The sequence below is a fragment of the Streptomyces sp. NPDC002276 genome, from assembly GCF_053891435.1.
This window is the reverse complement of the sequence record NZ_JBSFCQ010000001.1, coordinates 23602-44528: the sequence shown is the minus strand read 5'-3', so window position 1 is coordinate 44528 and position 20927 is coordinate 23602. Positions and strand designations below refer to the sequence as shown.

Here is a 20927-nt window from a genome sequence, read left to right as displayed (position 1 = left end):
TTCCTACGGTGAAACCAGTTCCGCTTCCGGGACAGCAACCCCCCACTCCTCGGAGGACCTCCGTGACGTCACGTCTGAAGCTGGTCGGCCTCGTCGCCGTACCGGCCCTGCTCGCCGCCGCCGTCCCCAGCGCCTACGCAGCCGTCCAGCCGCACGCAACTCGCGCCGCCGTCGCGGGAGATGTCCTCAAGGGCCTGAACCACGACGCGTCCCGCACCGGCGCCGTCGCCGCCGGCAAGCGCATATCGGTGGCCATCAGCCTGACGCCGAGAAACGACAAGGCGCTCGACACGTTCGTCGCCAACGTCAGTAATCCGCGGTCGAGTTCGTACGGCCACTATCTGACGAAGGCCCAGTTCGCGGCCCGCTTCGGCCGGACCGACGCCGAGGTGAAGCAGGTCAAGGACTTCCTGCGCGCCCAGGGTCTCACCGTCGGCAAGGTCCACTCGGGGAACCTGCTGGTCGACGCCAGCGGCACCGCCGCCCAGCTGGAGAAGGCGTTCGGCACCAAGCTGTCGACGTGGAAGGACGCCAAGTCGGGCCGCGCGTTCTACGCCAACGAGACCGCGCCGACCCTGCCCACCGGCATCGCCGGACTCGTCAGCGACGTCACCGGCCTCAACAACCGCGCCCAGCTGCACCACCAGGGCTCCGCCAAGGTCAACCCGCACAACGGCCCCGGCGGCGGCTACACCCCGGCCCAGATCAAGGGCGGCTACAACGTCTCCGGCACGTACACCGGCAGCGGGCAGAAGATCGCGCTGCTGGAGTTCGACGGCTTCCAGCAGTCCAACATCACCAAGTACGACACCAACTACAGCCTGGGCTCGCCCACTCCGACCGTGTCCAAGGTCGACGGCGGCTCCGGCGCGCTCGGTGACGGCCAGGTCGAGGTCGAGCTGGACATCGAGGTCCTGCACGCGATCGCCCCGAAGGCCAACGTCACCGTCTTCGAGGGCCCCAACTCCGACGCCGGTGAGGTCGACACCTACCAGGCCATCGTCGACAGCGGCATCCCGACCACCTCGATCAGCTGGGGCGCCTCCGAGAGCCAGCGCACCACCTCCAACATCAACGCCGTGGACGCCGTCTTCAAGGCGGGCGCGGCCGAGGGCCTCGGCTTCTACGCGGCCTCCGGCGACGACGGCTCGGACGACGCGGGCGACGGCACCACCACCGTCGACTACCCGGCCGCCGACCCGTACGTCACCGGCGTCGGCGGCACCACGCTGACCGTCACCTCCGCCAACGCGTGGAGCAAGGAAACGGCCTGGTCGGGCGGTGGCGGCGGCAAGTCCTCCGTCTTCAAGATCCCGAGCTGGCAGACCGCGGTGCAGAAGACCGCGGGCGGCGGCTACCGTCAGGTCCCGGACGTGTCGGCGCTCGCCAACCCGAGCCCCGGTGTCTCGATCTACTCGCAGGGCAGCTGGGGCACGGTCGGCGGCACCAGCGCCGCCGCGCCGGAGTGGGCCGCGTTCGGCGCGCTCTACAACCAGCAGGCCGCGGCGGCCGGCAAGGCCAACCTCGGCTTCGCCAACCCCGCGCTCTACACGGCGAAGGGCACCGGCTTCCACGACATCACCAGCGGCAGCAACGGCGCCTACTCCTCCGCCACCGGCTGGGACTTCACCACCGGCTGGGGTTCGTACAACGCGGCAACCCTGGCGGCGAAGCTCCTCGGCTGACCGCCGATGGCTGAATGAGTTTTGACTGAAGAGCGGGCCGGGATCCCTCCCGGCCCGCTCTTCACATCCGTAGAAGTGTCAGCTGTCGTAGTCGACGGCGAGGGTGTCGGACACCGGGAAGGTCTGGCAGGTGAGGACGTAGCCGGCGTCGACCTCGGCGGGTTCCAGGGCGTAGTTGCGCCGCATGTCCGCCGTGCCGTCGGTGACCAGCGCCCGGCAGGTGCCGCAGACGCCGCCCTTGCAGGCGAAGGGCAGGTCGGGCCGGGTCTTCTGGGCGCCGTCGAGGATCGAACTGTCCTTGGGCAGCGCGGAGTTGGTGGTACGACCGTCGAGCGTGACGCTCACCTGGCTGACCGGGCCGTCGTAGACCTTGTCGATGTGTTCGTTGGTCCGTACGGGCTCGTCGTCGGCGTAGAACAGCTCCTGGTGGACGCGGTCGGCGGGGACGCCGAGTCCGGTCAGTACCTGCTGGGCGTCGCGGACCATGCCGTGCGGGCCGCACAGCCACCAGTGGTCGGCGGTCTCCACGTCGACTAGGGCGTCGACGAGCGTGGAGAGCCGGTCGGCGTCGAGGCGCCCGGAGAGGATCTCGGCCTCGCGCGGTTCGCGGGACAGGATGTGCGCGAGCTGGAACCGGCCGGGGTGCAGGTCCTTCAGGTCGGCGAGGTCGTCGGCGAACATCACCGTGTCGCTGCGCCGGTTGCCGTAGAAGAGTGTGACGCGGGAGCGGGTGTCGGCGGCGAGGACGGATTCCGCGATGGACAGCATCGGGGTGATTCCGGAGCCCGCGGCGATCAGGACGTGGTGGCCGGGGAGGGTGAGGTCGGGGGTGAAGGCGCCGGTGGGGGCCATCACCTCGACGGTGTCTCCGGGGCGTACCTCGTCGACCAGCCAGGAGGAGAACAGGCCGCCGGGGACGACCCGTACGCCGATGCGCGGGCGCGCTCCCGCCGGGGAGCAGATCGAGTACGAACGGCGCTCGTCGCGGCCCTCGACCTCGCGGCGGAGCGTGAGCGACTGACCGGGCCGGTACGCGAACTCCTCGGCGAGGTGGTCGGGGATGTGGAAGCTGATGGCGGCGGCGTCCTCGCACAGCGGCTCGACGGCGGCGACCCGCAGCGCGTGAAAGGCGGGGCGGCGGCGCGCCGGGCGGGCGGGGGTGGTGGAGGTAGTGGGGGCCGGGGCGGTCACTGGTCCACCGTCCTTTCCGCGAGCGGGAGTTGGGGGCTCGCCGTGCTCTCTGCGAGCAGGGCTCGGGGGCTCGCCATCAGATCTCCTTGACGTACTCGAACGGCTCGCGGCAGGCGCGGCACCGCCACAGGGCTTTGCAGGAGGTCGCGGCGAAGCGCGAGGTCTCCTCGGTGTCCGTCGCCCCGCAGCGGGGGCACGGCACCGTACGGCGGGTCGGCGACAGCGTGAGCACCAGCGGACCGCGCGGGGCGGCACCGGGCGGTGCGATGCCGTGTTCGGCGAGCTTGGCGCGGCCGGCCGGAGTGATCCAGTCGCTGCTCCAGGGTGGGGTCAGGACCGTACGGATCTCCACGCGCGCGTACCCGGCGTCCGTGAGCCGCGCGGCCACCTCGGCGCGCATCTCGGCCATGGCAGGGCAACCGGAGTAGGTGGGCGTGAGGCTCGCGACGACCGTCCCGTCCTCGCCGACCTCGACATCGCGCAGTACGCCGAGGTCGGCCAGCGTGAGCATGGGCATCTCAGGGTCGGGCACCTGCGCGGCGATGTGCCGGGCGCGCCGCGCGTCGAGCAGGGTGGTCACCATGTCGCCTCCGGGTGGGCGCGGGCCACGCTCTGGAGTTCGGTGAGCAGCGGGGCCAGGTGTTCGGTGTGGTCGCCGTCGCGGCCGTGTCCGAGGACCGGTGTCGCCTCGGGCCAGTCGAGCCCGGCGGCGTCGGTGACCTGGCGGAGCACGGCCAGTACCTCGGCCTCCAACTCCCCCGTCTCCGCGAAGAGTTCGTCCACGAAGGGCGCGACGGCGGCCAACGCGTCCCGCATCCTCCGCTGCGACTCCTCGGTGCCGTCGCCGAGTCGGACGGCCCACTCTGCGGCGTACTGGCGGTGGTACGCGAGCTCCTTGACGCCCTTGGCGGCGATGGCCGCGAGCACCGGGTCCGACGTCGTGACGGCGAGTCGCTCGAAGAGGGCCAGCCGCCAGCAGGACAGCACCAGCAGGCGGGTGATCGAGAACGCGAAGTCCCCGTTGGGGAGTTCGGCCAGCCGTACGTTGCGGAAGGCGTCCGCGTCACGGAAGTAGGCGTACGCGTCCTCGCCGCGCCCGGTGCCGTCGACCTGGCCGGCGCGCGCGTAGAGCAGGCGGGTCTGGCCGAGCAGGTCGAGCCCGATGTTGGCCAGCGCGACCTCCTCCTCCAACTCGGGGGCGGCGGTGCACCATTGGGCCAGTCGCTGCGCGCTGACGAGCGCGTCGTCGCCAAGTGCCAGGCAGTACGCGGCCAGTTGAGCGGTATCCGTACCCTCCGGCACGCTCTGGTCGACGCCGTGCAGCGGGTCCTCGAAGCCGGTGCCGAAGGCCCAGCGGGCGTCGCTGTCGTCGTGCCCCTCGGCCAGGGACAGATAGACGTGGTCGTCACTCATTCCCTGCTCCTAGATGTGGGGGACGTCTTCGGGGATGTCGTAGAACGTGGGGTGGCGGTAGACCTTGTCGGCGCTCGGCGCGAAGAACGGGTCCTTCTCGTCACGGGTCGAGGCGGCGATGTGCTCCGAGCGCACGACCCAGATGGACACGCCCTCGTTGCGCCGCGTGTAGAGGTCGCGCGCGTGGGTGAGGGCCATCGCGTCGTCGGCGGCGTGCAGCGAGCCGACGTGGACGTGGTTCAGCCCGCGCTTGCCGCGCACGAACACCTCGTACAGGGGCCAGTCCTGCGTCATGCCGCCGCTCCTTCGGTCTTCTGTGTACGAGCGGCCGCCTGCTTGGCCGCGTGGGCGGTGGCCGCCTCCCGGACCCAGGCGCCCTCCTCGTGGGCGGCCCGGCGGCGGGAGACCCGCTCGGTGTTGCGTGGTCCGTCGCCCTTGATCACGCGCTGCAACTCGGACCAGTCGGGGGTGCCGAAGTCGTGGTGGCCGCGCTCCTCGTTCCAGCTCAACTCGGGGTCGGGCAGGGTGACTCCGAGCTTCGCGGCCTGCGGGACGGTCATGTCGACGAAGCGCTGGCGCAGTTCGTCGTTGCTGTGCCGCTTGATCTTCCAGGCCATGGAGCGCGCCGAGTTGGGCGAGTCGTCGTCGGGCGGGCCGAACATCATCAGCGACGGCCACCACCAACGGTCCACCGCGTCCTGGACCATGGCCCGCTGCGCGTCCGTGCCGCGCATCATCGTGAGCAGCAGCTCGAAGCCCTGCCGCTGGTGGAAGGACTCCTCCTTGCAGACCCGCACCATGGCCCGCGCGTACGGGCCGTACGAGCAGCGGCACAGCGGCACCTGGTTGCAGATCGCCGCGCCGTCCACGAACCAGCCGATCACGCCGACGTCGGCGAAAGTGGGCGTCGGGTAGTTGAAGATCGACGAGTACTTCTGCCGGCCCTCGATCAGCGCCTCGGTCAGCTCGGCGCGGTCCGCGCCCAGGGTCTCGGCGGCCGAGTACAGGTACAGCCCGTGTCCGGCCTCGTCCTGCACCTTCGCGAAGAGGATCGCCTTGCGGCGCAGGGAGGGCGCGCGGGTGATCCAGTCGCCCTCCGGCTGCATCCCGATGATCTCGGAGTGCGCGTGCTGCGCGATCTGCCGGATCAAGGTCTTGCGGTAGCCGTCGGGCATCCAGTCGCGGGGCTCGATCCGCTGGTCCTTCGCGATCGTGGCCTCGAACTGCTCCTCGTACCGCGTCTCGTCCCGGTCGGCGGCTGACGCCTCCGTGCCTGTGCTCGTCATCGACACCCCAACTCCCCTACCGACCATTCGTTCGGTTCCCAGTGTGAAGGGTTTCCCCCGGTGAGGCAAGACCTGCCGGCGAATGGCTGGTCAGCGGCCCGCGGACGACCGCTCCGCGCTGTTCCCCGATCACTCCCACGTGTAGAACCCCTGTCCCGTCTTGCGGCCCAGTTCACCGCGGGCGACCTTGTCGCGCAGGAGCCGCGGCGGGGCGAAGCGCTCACCGAGGGTGGAGTGCAGGTATTCGGCGATGGCCAGGCGTACGTCGAGTCCGACCAGGTCGGTCAGCCGCAGCGGCCCCATGGGGTGCTTGTATCCGAGGCTCATCGCGTCGTCGATCGCCTCCGGCTCCGCGACGCCCTCCTCCACCATGCGGATCGCCTCCAGGCCGAGCGCCAGCCCGAGGCGGCTGCTGGCGAAGCCGGGCGAGTCCTTGACGGTCACGTCCTTCTTACCGAGGGCGTGCGTCCAGTCCAGGGCGGCGCCGACAGTGGCAGCCTCCGTGCCGGGCGCGACGACGATCTCGACGAGCGCCGAGGCGGGCACCGGGTTGAAGAAGTGCATGCCCAGGAAGCGGCCGGGCCGGGTGAGCGCGGCGGCGAGTTCGGTGACCGACAGGGAACTGGTGTTGGTGGCCAGCACGGTCGTCGCACCGACCGCCCGCTCGGCCGCCGCGAGCACCCGGGCCTTGAGACCGGCGTCCTCGGGGACGGCCTCCACGACCAGGTCGGCGTCGGCGGGCAGCCCGTCGACCGAGTCGGCCATGGTGACGCGGGCGAGCACCTGCTCCGCGGGCTCACCGAGCAGCCTGCGCTCGGCGGCCCGCTTCAGTCCGGTCGCGACCCGGTCCAGCGCGGCGGCCGAGGCCCGCTCACCGCTCTCCACGACGGTCACGGACGATCCGGCGGCGGCGAAGGACTGCGCGATACCGGCGCCCATCCGGCCGCCGCCGATCACGCCGACAACTGCGGGCGCGGAGTGGGGTGTTGGGCTCATGCGCGGCTACTCCTCTTCTCCAGGCCCCTCTTTTTCAAGAAGAGTGTCATCCGGTCCCTCTTGTCCTGCCCCTCGAAGAGCACAGCTTGTGCAAGGTCGTCGGCGATCGGGTGGGCACCGGGCGAGTCGACCACCAACTTGGTGAGCCGCAGCGCGGTGGCCGAGGACCGGGCCATCCGGTCGAGCAGCGCGTGCGCCTCGTCCAGCAGCTTCTCCGCCGGTACGACGTCGATGACAAGCCCTGCGGCCAGCGCCGCCGCCGCGTCGAGGTTCCGTCCGGCGAGCAGCACCTGCTTGGCCACCGACTCGCCGACCAGCTCGGGCAGCCGCCAGCAGGCACCGGCCGCGGCGAGGATCCCTAGGCCGGGCTCCGGGTTCCCGAAGACGGCGTCCGGACCGGCGATCCGCAGATCACAGGCGTACGACAGCTCAGCGCCGCCGCCCAGCGCCCAGCCGTCCACCGCGGCGAGGGTCGGCATCGGCAGCCGACGTACGCGCTCGAAGAGCCGACTGTTGATGCCCCGCAGCGCCTCGTCCCGCCCGCGCTCCAGCAGCTCCGCGATGTCGGCGCCGCCCGCGAAGACCCCGCCGTGACCGGTGAACAGGAGCAACTTCGGGTCCCGCTCCAACTGCTCGCAGACAGCGTGCAGTTCGCGGATCATCAGCCCGCTGATGGCGTTGCGGGCCTCGGGTCGGTGCAGGGTGACGACGACTCGGTCCGCCCGCACCTCGACGCGGAGAGTCTCGTAGAACGTGGGGGCGCTCACACCCGCTCCACGAGCATCGCGACACCCTGGCCGACGCCGACGCACAGCGTGGCCAGGCCCCGGCGGCCGTTCTCCCGCTCCAGTCGGCCGAGCAGCGTGAGCAGGATGCGGGCGCCGGAGCAGCCGAGGGGGTGGCCGAGGGCGATGGCGCCGCCGTCGGCGTTGACCTTGTCCTCGTCGAGCTTGAGGCGGCGCGTGACCGCGAGAGCCTGGGCGGCGAAGGCCTCGTTGAGTTCCACGGCGTCCAGGTCGCCGGTCCCCCATCCGGCACGGGCGAGCGCCTTCTCGGTGGCGGGTACCGGGCCGAGGCCCATGAGGTGGGGCCGCACTCCGGCGGAGGCGGAGGTGACGATGCGGGCCCTGGGGGTGAGTCCGTGACGCCGGACGGCCGCGCCGCTCGCGACCACCAGGGCGGCGGCGCCGTCGGACAGTGGTGAGGAGGATCCGGCGGTGACGATGCCGCCGTCGCGGAAGATGGTGCGCAGGGAGCCGAGCTTCTCCAGGGTGGTGCCGGGGCGCGGGCCCTCGTCGCGGGTGACTTCCCCGTCCTTCGCCGCGACCGGCACGATCTCCCGGTCGAAGTGGCCCAACTCCTGTGCTGCGACGGCCCGTTGATGGCTGCGCAGCGCGAAGGCGTCGGAGTCGGCGCGGGTGATGCCGTCGAGCGCGGCGACCTCCTCGGCCGTCTCGCCCATGGACAAGGTGTCCTGGGCGGCGAAGCGCGGGTTGGTGAAGCGCCAGCCGAGCGAGGTGTCGTGCACCTCCCCGGGTTTGGCCCAGGGGGTGCCGGGCTTGGCCATCACCCAAGGCGCGCGGGTCATGGACTCCACGCCACCCGCGACGACGAGGTCCGCCTCTCCGGCGCGTATCGCCTGGGCGGCCGAGGCCACGGCGGTCAGTCCCGAGGCGCAGAGCCGGTTGACGGTGTAGCCGGGCACGGTGTGCGGCAGCCCGGCCAGCAGGACGGCCATCCGGGCCACGTCCCGGTTGTCCTCGCCTGCCTGGTTGGCGGCGCCGAGGATCACCTCGTCCACCTCGTCGGCCGGGATCCCGGCCCGGCGGACCGCCTCGCCGACGACCAGCGCCGCGAGGCCGTCCGGCCGTACGGAGGCCAGGGCGCCGCCGTAGCGGCCCTGCGGGGTGCGGGCCCCGTCGATCAGATAGACCTCGTCGGAGGAGGGCTCGGAGCTGGTCTGGGGCATGCGTTCCACCTCTTGACAGGCAGTGGTGATGCTGGATTACTTGGCCGTGCCGCACGCTAACCGAATGTTCGGTCGGTCCACAAGGTGGTGGAAAATGACGCAGGCCACGAACACGGCCTCCGGTCCGGTGGAGAAGATGTTCGCCGCTGACGAGGCGTCCCGGGCTCTCGGGATCGAGCTCGTCGAGCACGGCGAGGGGACGGCCGTGCTCCGCATGACCGTGACCCCGACCATGGTCAACGGGTACGGGACCGCCCACGGCGGCTTTCTCTTCCTGTTCGCCGACTCCGCCTTCGCCTGTGCCTGCAACAGCCACGGCCCGGTGACCGTCGGCGCCGCGGCCGACATCGACTTCGTCGCCCCGGCGTACGAGGGCGACGTCCTGGTGGCGACCGCGACGGAGCGCACCCGGTTAGGCCGCAGTGGCATCTACGACGTGACCGTGGAGCGCGGCGACCAGGTGATCGCGGAGTTCCGGGGACGGAGCCGCAGTATCGACAGCACGAAGACGAAGGAGTCTCCATGAGCAGCGACCCGACGGCCTGGGTGACCGCACCGGCCTCGGCGCCCGCGAGCCCGCGCCTGGGCGAACCGCTCCCCGAAGGGCTGCTGGACGCCGCCGAGCGCCTCACCCGCGAGGAGCTGCGCGCGCACCAACTCGGCCTGCTCCAGGCCACGTTGCGGCACGCGTACGACAACGTGGAGCTGTACCACCGCAAGTTCGACGAGGCCGGGGTCAAACCCGGTGACTGCCGCACCCTTGAGGACCTGGCCCGGTTCCCCTTCACCACCAAGGCCGACCTGCGGGAGACCTACCCCTTCGGCATGTTCGCCGTCCCCATGGACCAGGTCCGCCGCGTCCACGCCTCCAGCGGCACCACCGGCCGCCCCACGGTCGTCGGCTACACGGAGAACGACCTCTCCATGTGGGCGGACGTGGTGGCCCGTTCGATCCGCGCGGCCGGCGGCCGTCCCGGTCACAAGGTCCATGTGTCGTACGGCTACGGGCTGTTCACCGGCGGACTGGGCGCGCACTACGGCGCCGAGCGCGCGGGCTGCACCGTGATCCCCGCCTCCGGTGGCATGACGGCCCGCCAGGTGCAGATCATCCAGGACTTCGAGCCCGAGATCATCATGGTCACCCCGTCCTACATGCTGACCCTCCTCGACGAGTTCGAGCGCCAGGGCATCGACCCGCGCACCAGCTCCCTCAAGGTGGGCATCTTCGGCGCCGAGCCGTGGACGGAGGAGATGCGCCGCGAGATCGAGGAGCGCATGGACATCCACGCGGTCGACATCTATGGCCTGTCGGAGGTGATCGGCCCCGGTGTGGCGCAGGAGTGCGTGGAGACCAAGGACGGCCTCCATGTGTGGGAGGACCACTTCTTCCCGGAGGTCGTCGACCCGTTCACCGACGAGGTGCTCCCCGACGGCGACAGCGGCGAACTGGTCTTCACCTCCCTCACCAAGGAGGCCCTGCCGATCATCCGCTACCGCACCCGCGACCTGACCCGGCTGCTGCCCGGCACCGCCCGCCCGGCCTTCCGGCGGATCGAGAAGATCACCGGCCGCAGCGACGACATGATCATCCTGCGCGGGGTGAACGTCTTCCCCAGCCAGATCGAGGAGATCATCCTGCGCACCCCCGCCGTCGCCCCGCACTTCACGATCCAGCTGACCCGCCGCGGCCGGATGGACCACATGACGGTCCGCGCCGAGGCCCGGCCCGGTGCCACTCCCGAGCAGCGGGACGCCGCCGCCGTGGCGATCGGCAAGGGCGTCAAGGACGGCGTGGGCGTAACCGTCGACGTGGAGATCGTCGACCCCGAGACGCTGGAGCGCTCGGTGGGCAAGATCCGCCGGGTCAAGGACCTGCGGGAGCAGTGACGTTCGCGGAGGGGGCCGCCGGGCCGGTTCCGTCGGGCCGGTGACCAGCCCGGCGGGCCCAACTCCCCTCCCCCGCAGGCCACATGACCGTCCGAGTACGATGATCGAGAGCTGGTCCCGATCCGTCCACTCGGCACGATGGAGTTGCCATGACGACCGACCCCCAGTCGGCCCCACAGGTCGACACCGGCAAGGCCCATCCCGCGCGGGTCTACGACTGGCTGCTGGGCGGCAAGGACAACTACCCGGTCGACGAGGCCGTGGGGGAGAAGCTGCCGCCCGAGGCGAAGGACGCGGCCCGGCAGAACCGTCGGTTCATGCACCGCGCGGCGACCTGGCTGGCCGGCCGGGGCATCGACCAGTTCCTGGACATCGGCACGGGCATCCCCACCGCGCCCAACCTGCACCAGATCGTGCAGCGGACCGTACCGACCGCGAAGGTCGTCTACACCGACAACGACCCGATCGTGCTGCGCCATGCCGAGGCCCTGCTGATCAGCCACCCCGACGGGGCCACCGACTACATCCAGGCCGATGTGCGCGAGCCCGAGGCCATCGTCGAACACGCCCGCCACGTCCTGGACTTCGGCCGCCCGATCGCCCTCTCGTTGATCGCGCTGATGCACTTCATCCCCGACGAGCAGGACGCCCACGGCATCGTCCGCGACCTCGTCGCCACCATGCCGTCCGGCAGCTACCTGGTCCTGTCGCACGCCGCGTCCGACCTCTACCCCGAACTGGCCGCACAGGTCACCGCCGAATACGCCAAGGGCGGCATCAAGCTCGGCTTCCGCACCCGCCCGGAGGTCGCCCGCTTCTTCGACGGCCTCGACCTGGTACCGCCCGGCCTGGTGACGGCGACGGAGTGGAACCCTCCGCCGGGCGAGGCCCCGGAAGGCAGCGGGATCTACGCGGCGGTCGCGCGGATCCCCTGAACCCTCGCACTCACCGTGCCCTCAATGCGCGGTATCGGTCTGCCATACGACCCCGCCGTCGGTCGCGATGACCATGTTGCCGTCCTCCAGCACCTTGAGGGTCGCCCCGGCGGCGCCCCCTGTGTTGCTGGCCCACACTGGCTGCGTCTGGGCGTTGTAGACCACGAGGTTGCCGTCCGCCTGGAACACCGCCGTGTTCCCCTCCCCCGAGGTCTGGCTCGCCCAATGCGCGGTGCCGTCCTGGTCGTAGAGCACCAGGTTGCCGTCCGTCTGCATGATCAGCCTGGAGCGGACGGTCTCCAGGACCTTCCCGGGGTCGAAGGTGAAGGGCGGCTTCACCACCACGGCGTCGGGCAGGCGGGCCGCACTCGTGCCGGAAGCGGAAGGTGACGCGGACGGGGTGGCCGATGCCGATGTGTCGGTGGCTCTGCTCGAACTCGCGGACGGGGAAGGGTCGGCGGCGGCGGAGTCCTTGTCCTGGAAGGCGTGGGACACCAGCAGTGAGGCGGTGACGGCGACCAGCGAGGCCGCGCCGACGGCGGCCCACAACACGCGGCGCCCACGTCGGGTCCCGCCACCGTCCGACTGCGCGGGCGGGTAGGGACCGTACGCACCCGGCGCGGGAGTGTCGAGGCCCGCCTCGGGTGCGAGGAGCGTGACGGCGTGGTGCTGCCGGACACCGTCCAGGGTGGCCGTCACCGCGTCCGGAGCGACGGAGACCGCGCCGCCCCCGAGGTCGGCGACGGTCGCGGCACGCTCCCGGTCCGTCAACGAGCCGACGGCGAGGGCGCGTTGATAGGCGGGATGGTGGACGAGGTCGGCCTCGGCCCGGGCGAGTTCGATGATGCGCTGCGGGGTGGGGCGCTGCGCGGGATCGCTGCGCACACAGGCCTCGATCAGCTCGGCGACACCGGGGTCCACGCCCTTCAGGTCGATCTCCCCGTGCACCGAGCGGTAGGACACGGCCGCGAACGGCCCGTCCCCGTAAGGGGGTCGGCCGGTGACGGCGAATGCCAGGGTGGCCCCGAGGGCGAACACATCCGCCTCCGGACCGGTCCGACCTCCGGTGAAGGTCTCCGGCGCGATGTATCCAGGGCTGCCGATCGCGCTGCCGGCCTGCGTGAGATTGGACGCCTCGGTGGACCTGGCGATGCCGAAGTCGATCAGTTGCGGGCCGGTGGCGGAGAGGATGACGTTGTGCGGCTTGAGGTCGCGATGCCAAACACCGCGCACGTGAATGGCGTCCAACCCCTCGGCCAGTGCGGCCAGCATGACCCGGGCCAGGTCCGCGGGGAGCGGTCCGTCGCTCACGACGGCGGCGTGCAGTGTGGGCCCCGGCACGTACTCGGTGGCCAGCCAGTACGGCGGTGTGTCCAGCTCCGCGTCGATGAGCGAGGCCGTGTACGCGCTGCGGACCGTGCCCAGGGTCTCCACCTCGCGGCGGAACCGGCTCAGGGCGTGCTCGTCGTGCCGGAGGTGGTCGTTGATCACCTTCACCGCGGCGGGACGGCCACCGGGCGACCGCGCGAGGTACACCTTCCCCATCCCGCCTTCGCCGAGTCGGCCGACGAGACGGTAGCGGCCTATGTGCGAGGGGTCGGAGCCATCGAGCGAAAGCACGGAACATGTCCTCCTTGAGCGGGCCCGACGATCACCGGATCCACCGTGAGGTCGACGCGGCCGGGCTCCGACCCGACATCCTAGGGGTGAGATCACCGACGTCAGGCCAACTACGCGCCTTCGACCGCCAGTTGCCCGTGGATGTCCTCGTGGAGGCGGACGACGAGCCAGTGCCCGTCGGGACCGGTCCGCCATAGGAACGCCGTAGGACCGCCGTGATGCGGGCGAGTTCGGGCGGCGCCGCACGGTAGTCGACCCGTAGGCAGTCGCGGACGACCGCCAAGTCCCCGAAGACGCCGAGGACTTGGTCGTGGCCGGTCAGTACCCTGCTCTGGCGCCCCCGACGATCAACTGCTGTTCCTCGCGGGCGCGGCCGACCTCACCCGGGTCGGTCTTGAGATCTGCGCCCCGCCCTGATCTTCGTCACGGTCCGCCAGGAGTTGTGGAAGCAGTTCCGCACGGCGCTCGCGCATAGACCGGAGGAGTGGGTGGCGGTCCGAAACGCCGGACATCGAAATGGGGTCCTGTCCCACACACAGTGCGGAACAGGACCCCATTCCTTCTTGGAGCGCCGGGCAGGCCTTGCACCTGCATCTCCCCGCAGGAAGCGGGACGTCTTTCCTTGGACCACCAACGCAGCGCCAGGCGACCGGAGTTGCGGCGACCAGCTCAAGATCCACCTTAGCCCACGGACCCTCGCCTGGCCAACGCGCGGTGGACCCGCACGCTCACGCCCGGGCCGTCCCCGAGCGCACCGACCTGCCTCAGCCGTTACCGTCCAGCACCGGATAGTGGATGACGACTGCACCGCCGGTGGCGTAGTTGGCGAAATCGGCGGTCACCCGCTGGCCCTGCGGCGACGACCGCGCCGCGTCCATGGCGGCGGCGTCAGCGAAGTCGGCTTCGAAGACCGCGAAATACGGCGCTTCTCCGTTGATCGCCGCCACGTCGAAGCTGTAGCGGCACGCAAGCAGGCCGGGCCAATTCATGACCAGCGGAATGTGGTTGGTCACGTAGTAGTCACGGAAGTGGTCAGGATCGGCGGGCTGGGAATACAGAACTACCAACTTGTGCATGGTGGCCTCCGTCCAAAAACGAGACTGTAACACTCCGGATCACCTGGGAGCTTCTCCCAAAAGCGCTGACTGCGGGGGCAGTTGACAGCCGTCGTCGCGCCGCTGCGAAGAGCCGACAGTCAGGGTTCGCGAACGCGGCCAGGGTCGGGGCCGCGAGTGTCAGGGGAAGCGCGACGACGGCCAGGTGACGCAATCCTTCATCCGGTCGAGAACTGACGCCCCGTCACTCCGCGGCAGGTGCGGGCGGCGGGACGAGCCCGTCCGCGACGAGCCCCTCGACCACCGCCTGCGCCAGCACCTCCGCCGCCGGCTGCGGGCGCACCATCGCGGTGAACTCCTTGATCAGGCCGTCCTCGTCGAAGTGCAGCAGGTCGATGCCGTGGAGCTCATGGCCGCGGACGGTGGTCCGGAAGACCAGAACGACGGACTCGGCTTCGCTCCCGTCTGCACTGGTCTCGCCGGATCCGGTGTACGACCCGACGTATCGGAAGTCCTCAAGCGTCCGCACAAACACGCCGAACACGCCCATGACCGTGTCCCGGCCCTCGATGGGCTCTAACTTCATGGAGCCGTAGAAGCGGATGTCCGGCGTGAGCAGCTCTTCCAGGCCGGCGAGGTCGCCCTTCTCCATGGCGGTGCGGAAGCGGTCGACGGTGGTGCTCGCGGTCACGGCAACTCCTTGTTCATAGCGCGGGGTTCACGGCTTATAGGGCGCGGTTCACAGTTATGGAAGTAACTGGTCAGGTTCACGCCTATGGTGAGGGGCCGGAACGCCAAAAGGGAAGTGCCCAAAAGTTGAGGAGCCGAGAAGGGAAAGGACCTGTCCGCGCCGCCTCAGTCCTCGCCGCGCACCCGCTCGTACAGCGTGGTCATCCGTTCCCGGGTGACCTCGTCCGACGGTGTGTACGTCACCAACTGCGGTCCGATACGCGGGCCCAGCCACAGCCGGGTGTAGTCGAAGGTCATCAGGCCCAGTGCGGTGAGGAACTTGGTGGTGGGCTGGTCAGGCTGCAACACCTCGTGCCGGTCCCACACCTCGCAGAACTCCGGCGACTCCCGCTGTAGCCGCGCCACCAGACCCTTCCACAGCGGGTCGGTCATGTGCTCGACCATCGCCGCACGGTACTTCGCCACCACCTTGGTCACCGTCTCGGTCGCCGCCTCCTGGTCGACGAAGCCCTTGCGCCAGGCAGGGTAGAGGAAGCTGAGCACCAGGAAGTTACGGTCCTCCAGCGGGATTTGGTCGAAGTCGATGATGAGACGGCCGTACGTGCGGTTGTACGCCAGCACATCGAAGCGGCTGTTGATCACCGCGGCCGGACAGGGCTCAAGCTGGCGCAGTATCGTCTCGATCGCGGGCGAAAGCGTCGGAGAATGCGGGTCGGCCTTCGGATCGGCCACACCGGCGAGCGCGAACAGATGGGTGCGCTCGGCCGAGTCGAGGAGCAACGCCCTGGCGATCGCGTCGGCGACCTGTCCGGAGACCTGGATGTCCCGGGCCTGCTCAAGCCAGGTGTACCAGGTGACCCCGACCACGGCGAGCTGGGCGACCTCCTCGCGGCGCAGCCCCGGTGTGCGGCGCCTGCGGCCCGGCGGCAGGCCCACCTGCTCCGGGCCGATGCGCTCGCGACGGCTTCGTAGAAAGGACGCCAACTCGGCCCTGCGGACGGCGGGTTCAGGCGCCTCGACCTCGACACCCGGGCCGTTCCCGCTGGTCCGAGGGCCGCGCGCGGCGGCCTGGGACACGCTCACCGGACTGTGCGTCATCGTCGTAAACTCCCAGGGTGCGCTGTATGCGTCAGCCCGTTGCCAGGTACTTCTTATACCAGGATAAAGACACTCTGGAGACGCTCTGGTACCAGGCTAACGAGGCGAGGATCGTAGAGTCGTGAGTGAATCGACTGCGTCGCCCAGTCCTCCCGTCCCCTTATCCGCCGCCCCTGCCCATCCGCGTGAACACACCGCCGCGGCGCCCGAGTTGAGCTCGCTCGGGCTGTTCACCGTGCTGCTCGGCGCCGCGCTGCCGCTCATCGACTTCTTCATCGTCAACGTCGCACTGCCCGCCATCGACCAGGATCTCCATACGGGCCCTGCCCAGCTCGAACTCGTCGTCGCGGGCTACGGCGTCGCGTACGCCGTACTCCTCGTCCTGGGCGGCCGCCTCGGCGACACGGTCGGGCGCCGTCGGCTCTTCCTGACCGGCATGGCCGCCTTCGGTCTCACCTCGCTCGCCTGCGGTCTGGCCCCCGACGCCTGGACGCTGGTCGGGGCCCGGGTCGCCCAGGGCGCCGCGGCCGCGCTGATGATGCCGCAGGTGCTCGCCACCATCCAGTCCACCACCCAAGGTCCGCGCAAGGCACGGGCGATGAGCCTTTACGGTGCCACGATCGGGCTCTCCATGGTGGCCGGGCAGATACTCGGCGGTGTACTCGTCGCGGCCGACATCGCGGGCACGAGCTGGCGTGCGGTGTTCCTGGTGAACGTGCCGGTCACCCTGCTCGGTCTGATCCTCGCGGCGCGCTCCGTCCCGGAGACCCGCAGCGCACAACCCGCGTCGGTGGACATACCGGGCACGCTGCTGCTCGCCGCCTCTCTCATCACCCTGCTGCTGCCGCTGACCGAGGGCCGGGCGGTGGGCTGGCCGCTGTGGACCTGGGCCATGCTGGCGCTGTTCCCGGTCTCCGTGGCCGCCTTCTGCCGGGTCGAGCTGCGCGCCGACCGGGCGGGCCGGACCCCTCTCGTACCGCCGAGCCTCTTCCAATCGGTACCACTGCGCAGGGGACTTGCGCTGATCCTGCCGCTCATGCTCGGCTTCAGCGGCTTTATGTTCGTGTTCGCCGTGGCACTGCAACAGGGGCTGCGGATGGGGCCCGTCAAGGCGGGGCTCGCCCTGACGCCGATGGCGGTGGTGTACTTCTTCGGTTCCCTCGCGGGACCGCGGCTGACCACCCGGTTCGGCAGCCGGGTCGTGTCGGCCGGCGGGCTGATCCAGGCGGTGGGCGTCGCGCTGGTAGCGGGGGCGGTCTGGCGGGACTGGCCGGGGCTCGGCATCGCGGAGCTGGCTCCCGGGGTCGCGCTCACCGGACTCGGCACGTCACTGCAACAGCCGGTGCTCTTCCGCATCGTGCTCTCTGACGTGCCCGCACACCGGGCCGGTGTGGGCAGCGGTGTCATGATCACCACCCAGCAGTCGGCCCTGGCGCTCGGGGTGGCGACGCTCGGCTCACTCTTCCTCTCTCTGCTGCCCGGCTCGGGGATGCGGGACGCCCTGCTGATCACGCTGCTCGTCCAGCTGGGCATGGTCGCGCTGACGGTGCTGCTGAGCCTGCGCCTGCCGCGCACGGCGATCTGAGGACGCCGGGCCCGCGGACGGGCGGACCGGGCGAAGTCGCGGTCGCGCGACCTGGCCAGCCCCCAGTGCGGAGGGCGAGCCTGCCGACGTACTGGAACCGCTGCTGCGGGGCTGCGCGAGGCATGCAGCCGTGAGGCCGCAAAGAACGGCTGTCGGGTCCGGTGTCGTGTGGCACCGGACCCGGCGTCCGTTCGACGTGTCAGACCAACTCGCCGTCGCGGGCCGCCACTTGCCCCCGTACACGACCATGTCGCGACATCGTCGGTTCATTTCCGACCACTGTCGCCGACCACCTCGACCGGGGGAACAAACCGGGCCTGTCAGTCGTTCCTCCCATGTGCGGCCCCGGCTGGTCTCCCCCGTCCAGTCGGGGCCCCTTTCACTCCCAGGGGCGACCTCCCGCACTCCGCGACAAGGGCAGAATGGACGCCACACAGCCGCTGCGGATGGGGAGTTCATGGACACGCGTACGTTTGACGCGCTGACGGAGTCGATGAAGAGCGCGTACGTCGCGGGTCTCAGCGAAGGCGCCGTGCCCCGCCCGGTCATCATGCCGCTCGTGCGCGGCGAGTTGGTCGGACTGATCTGGCTGCGCCCGGTCGAACCCGGCCGAGACGCGCTCACCGCGATCGCCTCGCTCTCGAACATCGCCGCGGCGGCCGGCGCCGACGAGGTCGTCCTCGCCTGGGAGACCCATGACGTCGCGACCGTCTGCGAACTTCCCGTCGACGGCCCGTCGCCGTGCCTCAACATGGTGGTCGCCACGAAGGACGGCCACACGCTCCACCAGTTCCCGTACACCGAGGACCCGGCATCGGCCGCACCGCACTGGCAGCCGGTCCCGGCTCCCCAGCCCGACGGCAAGCTGGTGCCGCCCGTGCAGGCCGCCGTCGACTATGCCTTCACTCCCCTCGACCTGGACCACCCCTCGCCGTTCGGCGTCACGGTCGTCCTGATGGAAGAGGACGGCTACAACCTGCGCCTGACGGAGGCGTTCGCCTTCTGACCACCTGGGGCCGGTGACATCATCATTCGGCACAACGCAAACTGCCGTTACAGACATGACACAGTTCATGGCCCAACGGCACCGTGCGCCCGCCCCGGGCCTACGCTGTGCCGGTGACCAGTGTCGATGTCGCCGCAGGACCCGCCGCCGAGAGCGGCCCCGAGCCGCGCACCCAGTCCCTGATGCTGACGTTCTTCGGCGCCCATGTACTGGGGCGGCCCATCGCCGTGTCGTCGGGCAGCGTGATCGCCGCGCTCGGCAGGCTGGGCAGCACCGAGGAAGCGGTGCGGACCACCCTGAACCGCATGGTCAAACGCGATCTGCTGGAGCGCAACCGCCAGGGCCGCAAGACCTATTTCGGACTCACACCGCACGCCGTCCAGGTACTGACGGACGGCCGCGACCGCATCTGGCGCACCGGCGCGGTGAACCGGGACTGGGACGGCCGCTGGACGATGGTCGGCTTCTCGCTGCCCGAGGCGTGGAGTCGCGAGCGGCACGATCTGCGCTCCCGGCTGATCTGGGCGGGCTTCGGCCCCCTACAGAACGGCCTGTGGGTGGCACCGGCACCCGTCGACGTCCGCGAGATGGTGGCGGGCCTCGGCCTGGAGCCGTATCTGCGGGTGTTCCGGGCGGAGGTGGAGTCGCCGACCGACGTCCGCGAGGTGCTTGAGCAGGCGTTCGACGTACCGGCCATCGGCGCGCGGTACCGGGCGTTCCTGGAGCGCTGGGACCGCACCGACCCGCTGCCCGCGACCGCCTCCGGCGACGAACTGGCGGGCCAACTCCTGCTGCACACCGACTGGTTGGACCTCGTACGACGCGACCCGCACCTGCCCGCCGAGCACCTGCCCGCGGACTGGCCGGCCGCCCAGGCGGAGACCGTCTTCCGCGGCCTGGCCAGCCGCTGGGAACGCCCGGCCGCACGCGCCGCCGCACGTCTGCTGGACACCCTGACGCTGGCCTGATCCCGACTCGCACCGGATCCGGTGTGTCCCCGCGCGGACACGTCCGCCTCTTTATTGGTCAGTCTATTGACGGCGATGAAAAAAGAGCCCTACATTCGCAGCGCTCTTCCAGCTCGGCCTCCCCCCTCGACCCGCGGAGCCGCCGTCATGCCCCGACCCCGTTTCTCGACCCTCGCCGCAGCCTGCGCGACCGCCCTCGCAACCGCCCTGATCGGCCCGGTGATCGACGCCCACGCCACCACCACCCACTACTCCGGCACGCTGACCGACGGCGCCACCTGGATCGCGGACACTCCCGACCACTGGAACGGCACCCTGCTCCTGTTCAGCCACGGCTTCGGCCCTACGACCGCTGCCGACGCCCCGTCGCCCGCGGTGGCCCAGGCCCTGTTGGCCGCCGGTTACGCCCTCGCGGGCTCCTCCTACGACCCGAACGGCTCGATGTGGGCGCTCGACTCGGCCGAGCGGGACCAGTTCGCCGCGCTCACCGCGTTCCGCCAACAGGTCGGCACCCCGACCCGGGTCATCTCGGTGGGCCAGTCCATGGGCGGTCTCGTCAACGCCCGGATCGCCCGCGACGGCGCCGGACGCGTGGAGGGTGCGCTCGGCCTGTGCGGCCTGGTCGCGGGCGGGGTCGATCTGGACAACTACCAGCTGGACGCCGAGTACACCCTGGCCACGTTCTTCGACCCCGCAGACGCCGACGCCCTGGTGAACCTGGACAGCCAGGCCGCCGGCGGCGCCCTCGCCGACCGCCTCACCAAGGCCGTGGAAGCGGCGCAGCGGACTCCGGCGGGACGCGCCCGGATCGCCCTGGCCGCCGCCTACCTCAACCTGACCGACTGGGCACCCGGCCAACAGCCGCCCGCGCGCGGTGACTTCGCGGGCCAGGAACAGCAGCAGTACGCGTGGCTGGCGCAGGGGTTGCTGGGGTTCATCGTTCCGGCACGCTGGTCGGTGGAGCAGTCGGCCGGCGGCAACACGTCCTGGAACAAGGGCGTCGACTACGCCGGGCTGCTGCGCGGGTCCGGCCACGTGAAGCAGGTCGAGGCGCTCTATCGTGGCGCCGGGCTCGACCTGCGCACCGATCTGAATCGGCTCACCCGTGATGCGGACATCACGGCCGACCGGGTCGCGGTGGCCCGTTTGAAGCGGACCTCGACCGCCGGGCAGGGCCTGGCCGTGCCGCTGCTGGACATCCACACCACCGCCGACCAACTGGTGCCCGTGGAACAGGAATCGGCCTTCGCCGGGCGGGTGCGCGCGGCCGGAGACTCCTCGCTCCTGCGCCAGGCCTATGTGGCCCGCCAGAGCCACTGCAACTTCACCACCGGCGAAGTGGTCGCAGGTCTGCACGCGGTGGAACACCGGCTGGACACCGGGCACTGGGGCGACACCACCTCCGCCGCCCAACTCCAGCGTGGCGCGGATGAGTTGGGCCTAGACGGTGCCGCTTTCACCGACTATCGCCCGAGCCGCCTGACCGGCACGCGCTGATCCCGAAACGCCCGCCCCACAGCTCCGCCCCTCCGCCGTCCCTGCC

The 20927-nt window shown here is 70.7% G+C and carries 20 protein-coding genes; 8 read left to right on the top strand and 12 right to left on the bottom strand.

The features are described from left to right. The first annotated feature begins 62 nt into the window (after nucleotides 1-62). Nucleotides 63-1685: a S53 family peptidase gene (locus ACWIHT_RS00200; protein WP_456162739.1), complete on the top strand. Its 1623-nt coding sequence runs from the start codon at nucleotides 63-65 to the stop codon at nucleotides 1683-1685. 78 nt (nucleotides 1686-1763) lie between these two features. Here the strand turns inward: ACWIHT_RS00200 and paaE are convergent, their stop codons facing one another. The 8 genes from paaE to ACWIHT_RS00160 form a co-directional block, all read right to left on the bottom strand. Continuing rightward, entirely contained in the window at nucleotides 1764-2876 is a 1113-nt protein-coding gene (paaE, locus tag ACWIHT_RS00195; protein ID WP_456162737.1) for a 1,2-phenylacetyl-CoA epoxidase subunit PaaE, read from the bottom strand. 76 nt (nucleotides 2877-2952) lie between these two features. Continuing rightward, the gene (gene paaD / locus ACWIHT_RS00190) at nucleotides 2953-3459 is read right to left on the bottom strand and encodes a 1,2-phenylacetyl-CoA epoxidase subunit PaaD (protein ID WP_456162735.1); all 507 of its coding nucleotides are present in this window, start codon (nucleotides 3457-3459) and stop codon (nucleotides 2953-2955) included. Then, the gene (paaC, locus tag ACWIHT_RS00185) at nucleotides 3453-4289 is read right to left on the bottom strand and encodes a 1,2-phenylacetyl-CoA epoxidase subunit PaaC (RefSeq protein WP_456162733.1); all 837 of its coding nucleotides are present in this window, start codon (nucleotides 4287-4289) and stop codon (nucleotides 3453-3455) included. Before paaC ends, paaD begins: the two co-directional genes overlap by 7 nt. Before the next feature lie 9 nt (nucleotides 4290-4298). Continuing rightward, nucleotides 4299-4583, bottom strand: a complete 285-nt coding sequence (gene paaB, locus ACWIHT_RS00180) for a 1,2-phenylacetyl-CoA epoxidase subunit PaaB (RefSeq protein WP_033278572.1) — start codon at nucleotides 4581-4583, stop codon at nucleotides 4299-4301. Further along, a complete protein-coding gene (gene paaA, locus ACWIHT_RS00175; protein ID WP_456162730.1) occupies nucleotides 4580-5575 on the bottom strand; it encodes a 1,2-phenylacetyl-CoA epoxidase subunit PaaA in 996 nt (331 codons plus the stop codon). Before paaA ends, paaB begins: the two co-directional genes overlap by 4 nt. 129 nt (nucleotides 5576-5704) lie before the next feature. Beyond that, on the bottom strand, nucleotides 5705-6571 hold the full coding sequence (locus ACWIHT_RS00170) for a 3-hydroxyacyl-CoA dehydrogenase family protein (RefSeq protein ID WP_456162728.1): 867 nt from the start codon (nucleotides 6569-6571) through the stop codon (nucleotides 5705-5707). Further along, nucleotides 6568-7338, bottom strand: a complete 771-nt coding sequence (locus ACWIHT_RS00165) for an enoyl-CoA hydratase/isomerase family protein (protein WP_456162726.1) — start codon at nucleotides 7336-7338, stop codon at nucleotides 6568-6570. Before ACWIHT_RS00165 ends, ACWIHT_RS00170 begins: the two co-directional genes overlap by 4 nt. After that, the gene (locus tag ACWIHT_RS00160) at nucleotides 7335-8540 is read right to left on the bottom strand and encodes a thiolase family protein (RefSeq protein ID WP_456162724.1); all 1206 of its coding nucleotides are present in this window, start codon (nucleotides 8538-8540) and stop codon (nucleotides 7335-7337) included. The genes ACWIHT_RS00165 and ACWIHT_RS00160 overlap by 4 nt, the downstream gene beginning before the upstream one ends. Before the next feature lie 94 nt (nucleotides 8541-8634). Here ACWIHT_RS00160 and paaI point away from each other — a divergent pair, with 94 nt between their 5' ends. From paaI to ACWIHT_RS00145, 3 genes are all read left to right on the top strand, one after another. Further along, the gene (gene paaI, locus ACWIHT_RS00155; protein WP_456162722.1) at nucleotides 8635-9066 is read left to right on the top strand and encodes a hydroxyphenylacetyl-CoA thioesterase PaaI; all 432 of its coding nucleotides are present in this window, start codon (nucleotides 8635-8637) and stop codon (nucleotides 9064-9066) included. Further along, the gene (gene paaK / locus ACWIHT_RS00150; protein WP_456162720.1) at nucleotides 9063-10427 is read left to right on the top strand and encodes a phenylacetate--CoA ligase PaaK; all 1365 of its coding nucleotides are present in this window, start codon (nucleotides 9063-9065) and stop codon (nucleotides 10425-10427) included. The genes paaI and paaK overlap by 4 nt, the downstream gene beginning before the upstream one ends. Before the next feature lie 149 nt (nucleotides 10428-10576). Beyond that, nucleotides 10577-11362: an SAM-dependent methyltransferase gene (locus tag ACWIHT_RS00145; RefSeq protein WP_456162718.1), complete on the top strand. Its 786-nt coding sequence runs from the start codon at nucleotides 10577-10579 to the stop codon at nucleotides 11360-11362. A gap of 21 nt (nucleotides 11363-11383) precedes the next feature. Here the strand turns inward: ACWIHT_RS00145 and ACWIHT_RS00140 are convergent, their stop codons facing one another. From ACWIHT_RS00140 to ACWIHT_RS00125, 4 genes are all read right to left on the bottom strand, one after another. Beyond that, on the bottom strand, nucleotides 11384-12982 hold the full coding sequence (locus ACWIHT_RS00140) for a protein kinase domain-containing protein (protein WP_456162716.1): 1599 nt from the start codon (nucleotides 12980-12982) through the stop codon (nucleotides 11384-11386). A gap of 764 nt (nucleotides 12983-13746) precedes the next feature. Continuing rightward, on the bottom strand, nucleotides 13747-14058 hold the full coding sequence (locus ACWIHT_RS00135; RefSeq protein ID WP_456162714.1) for an EthD family reductase: 312 nt from the start codon (nucleotides 14056-14058) through the stop codon (nucleotides 13747-13749). Nucleotides 14059-14281: 223 nt separating this feature from the next. Further along, nucleotides 14282-14728 carry a nuclear transport factor 2 family protein gene (locus ACWIHT_RS00130; RefSeq protein WP_456162712.1) on the bottom strand — a complete coding sequence of 149 codons (447 nt, stop codon included), beginning with the start codon at nucleotides 14726-14728 and terminating at the stop codon, nucleotides 14282-14284. A gap of 164 nt (nucleotides 14729-14892) precedes the next feature. Further along, a complete protein-coding gene (locus tag ACWIHT_RS00125) occupies nucleotides 14893-15825 on the bottom strand; it encodes a helix-turn-helix transcriptional regulator (protein ID WP_456162710.1) in 933 nt (310 codons plus the stop codon). A 121-nt stretch (nucleotides 15826-15946) separates the two neighbouring features. Between ACWIHT_RS00125 and ACWIHT_RS00120 the strand changes: the two genes are divergently transcribed. The 4 genes from ACWIHT_RS00120 to ACWIHT_RS00105 all read left to right on the top strand — a co-directional run bounded on the left by ACWIHT_RS00120 (nucleotide 15947) and on the right by ACWIHT_RS00105 (nucleotide 20881). Beyond that, nucleotides 15947-17410 (top strand): MFS transporter, encoded by a 1464-nt coding sequence (locus tag ACWIHT_RS00120; protein WP_456162708.1) that lies wholly within the window; start codon nucleotides 15947-15949, stop codon nucleotides 17408-17410. 457 nt (nucleotides 17411-17867) lie between these two features. Next, nucleotides 17868-18416, top strand: coding sequence for a hypothetical protein (locus ACWIHT_RS00115; RefSeq protein WP_456162706.1), 549 nt, complete (start codon nucleotides 17868-17870; stop codon nucleotides 18414-18416). Nucleotides 18417-18523: 107 nt separating this feature from the next. Then, entirely contained in the window at nucleotides 18524-19384 is an 861-nt protein-coding gene (locus ACWIHT_RS00110; RefSeq protein ID WP_456162704.1) for a PaaX family transcriptional regulator, read from the top strand. A gap of 147 nt (nucleotides 19385-19531) precedes the next feature. Beyond that, nucleotides 19532-20881, top strand: coding sequence for an alpha/beta hydrolase (locus ACWIHT_RS00105; RefSeq protein ID WP_456162702.1), 1350 nt, complete (start codon nucleotides 19532-19534; stop codon nucleotides 20879-20881). The last annotated feature ends 46 nt before the right edge of the window (nucleotides 20882-20927 follow it).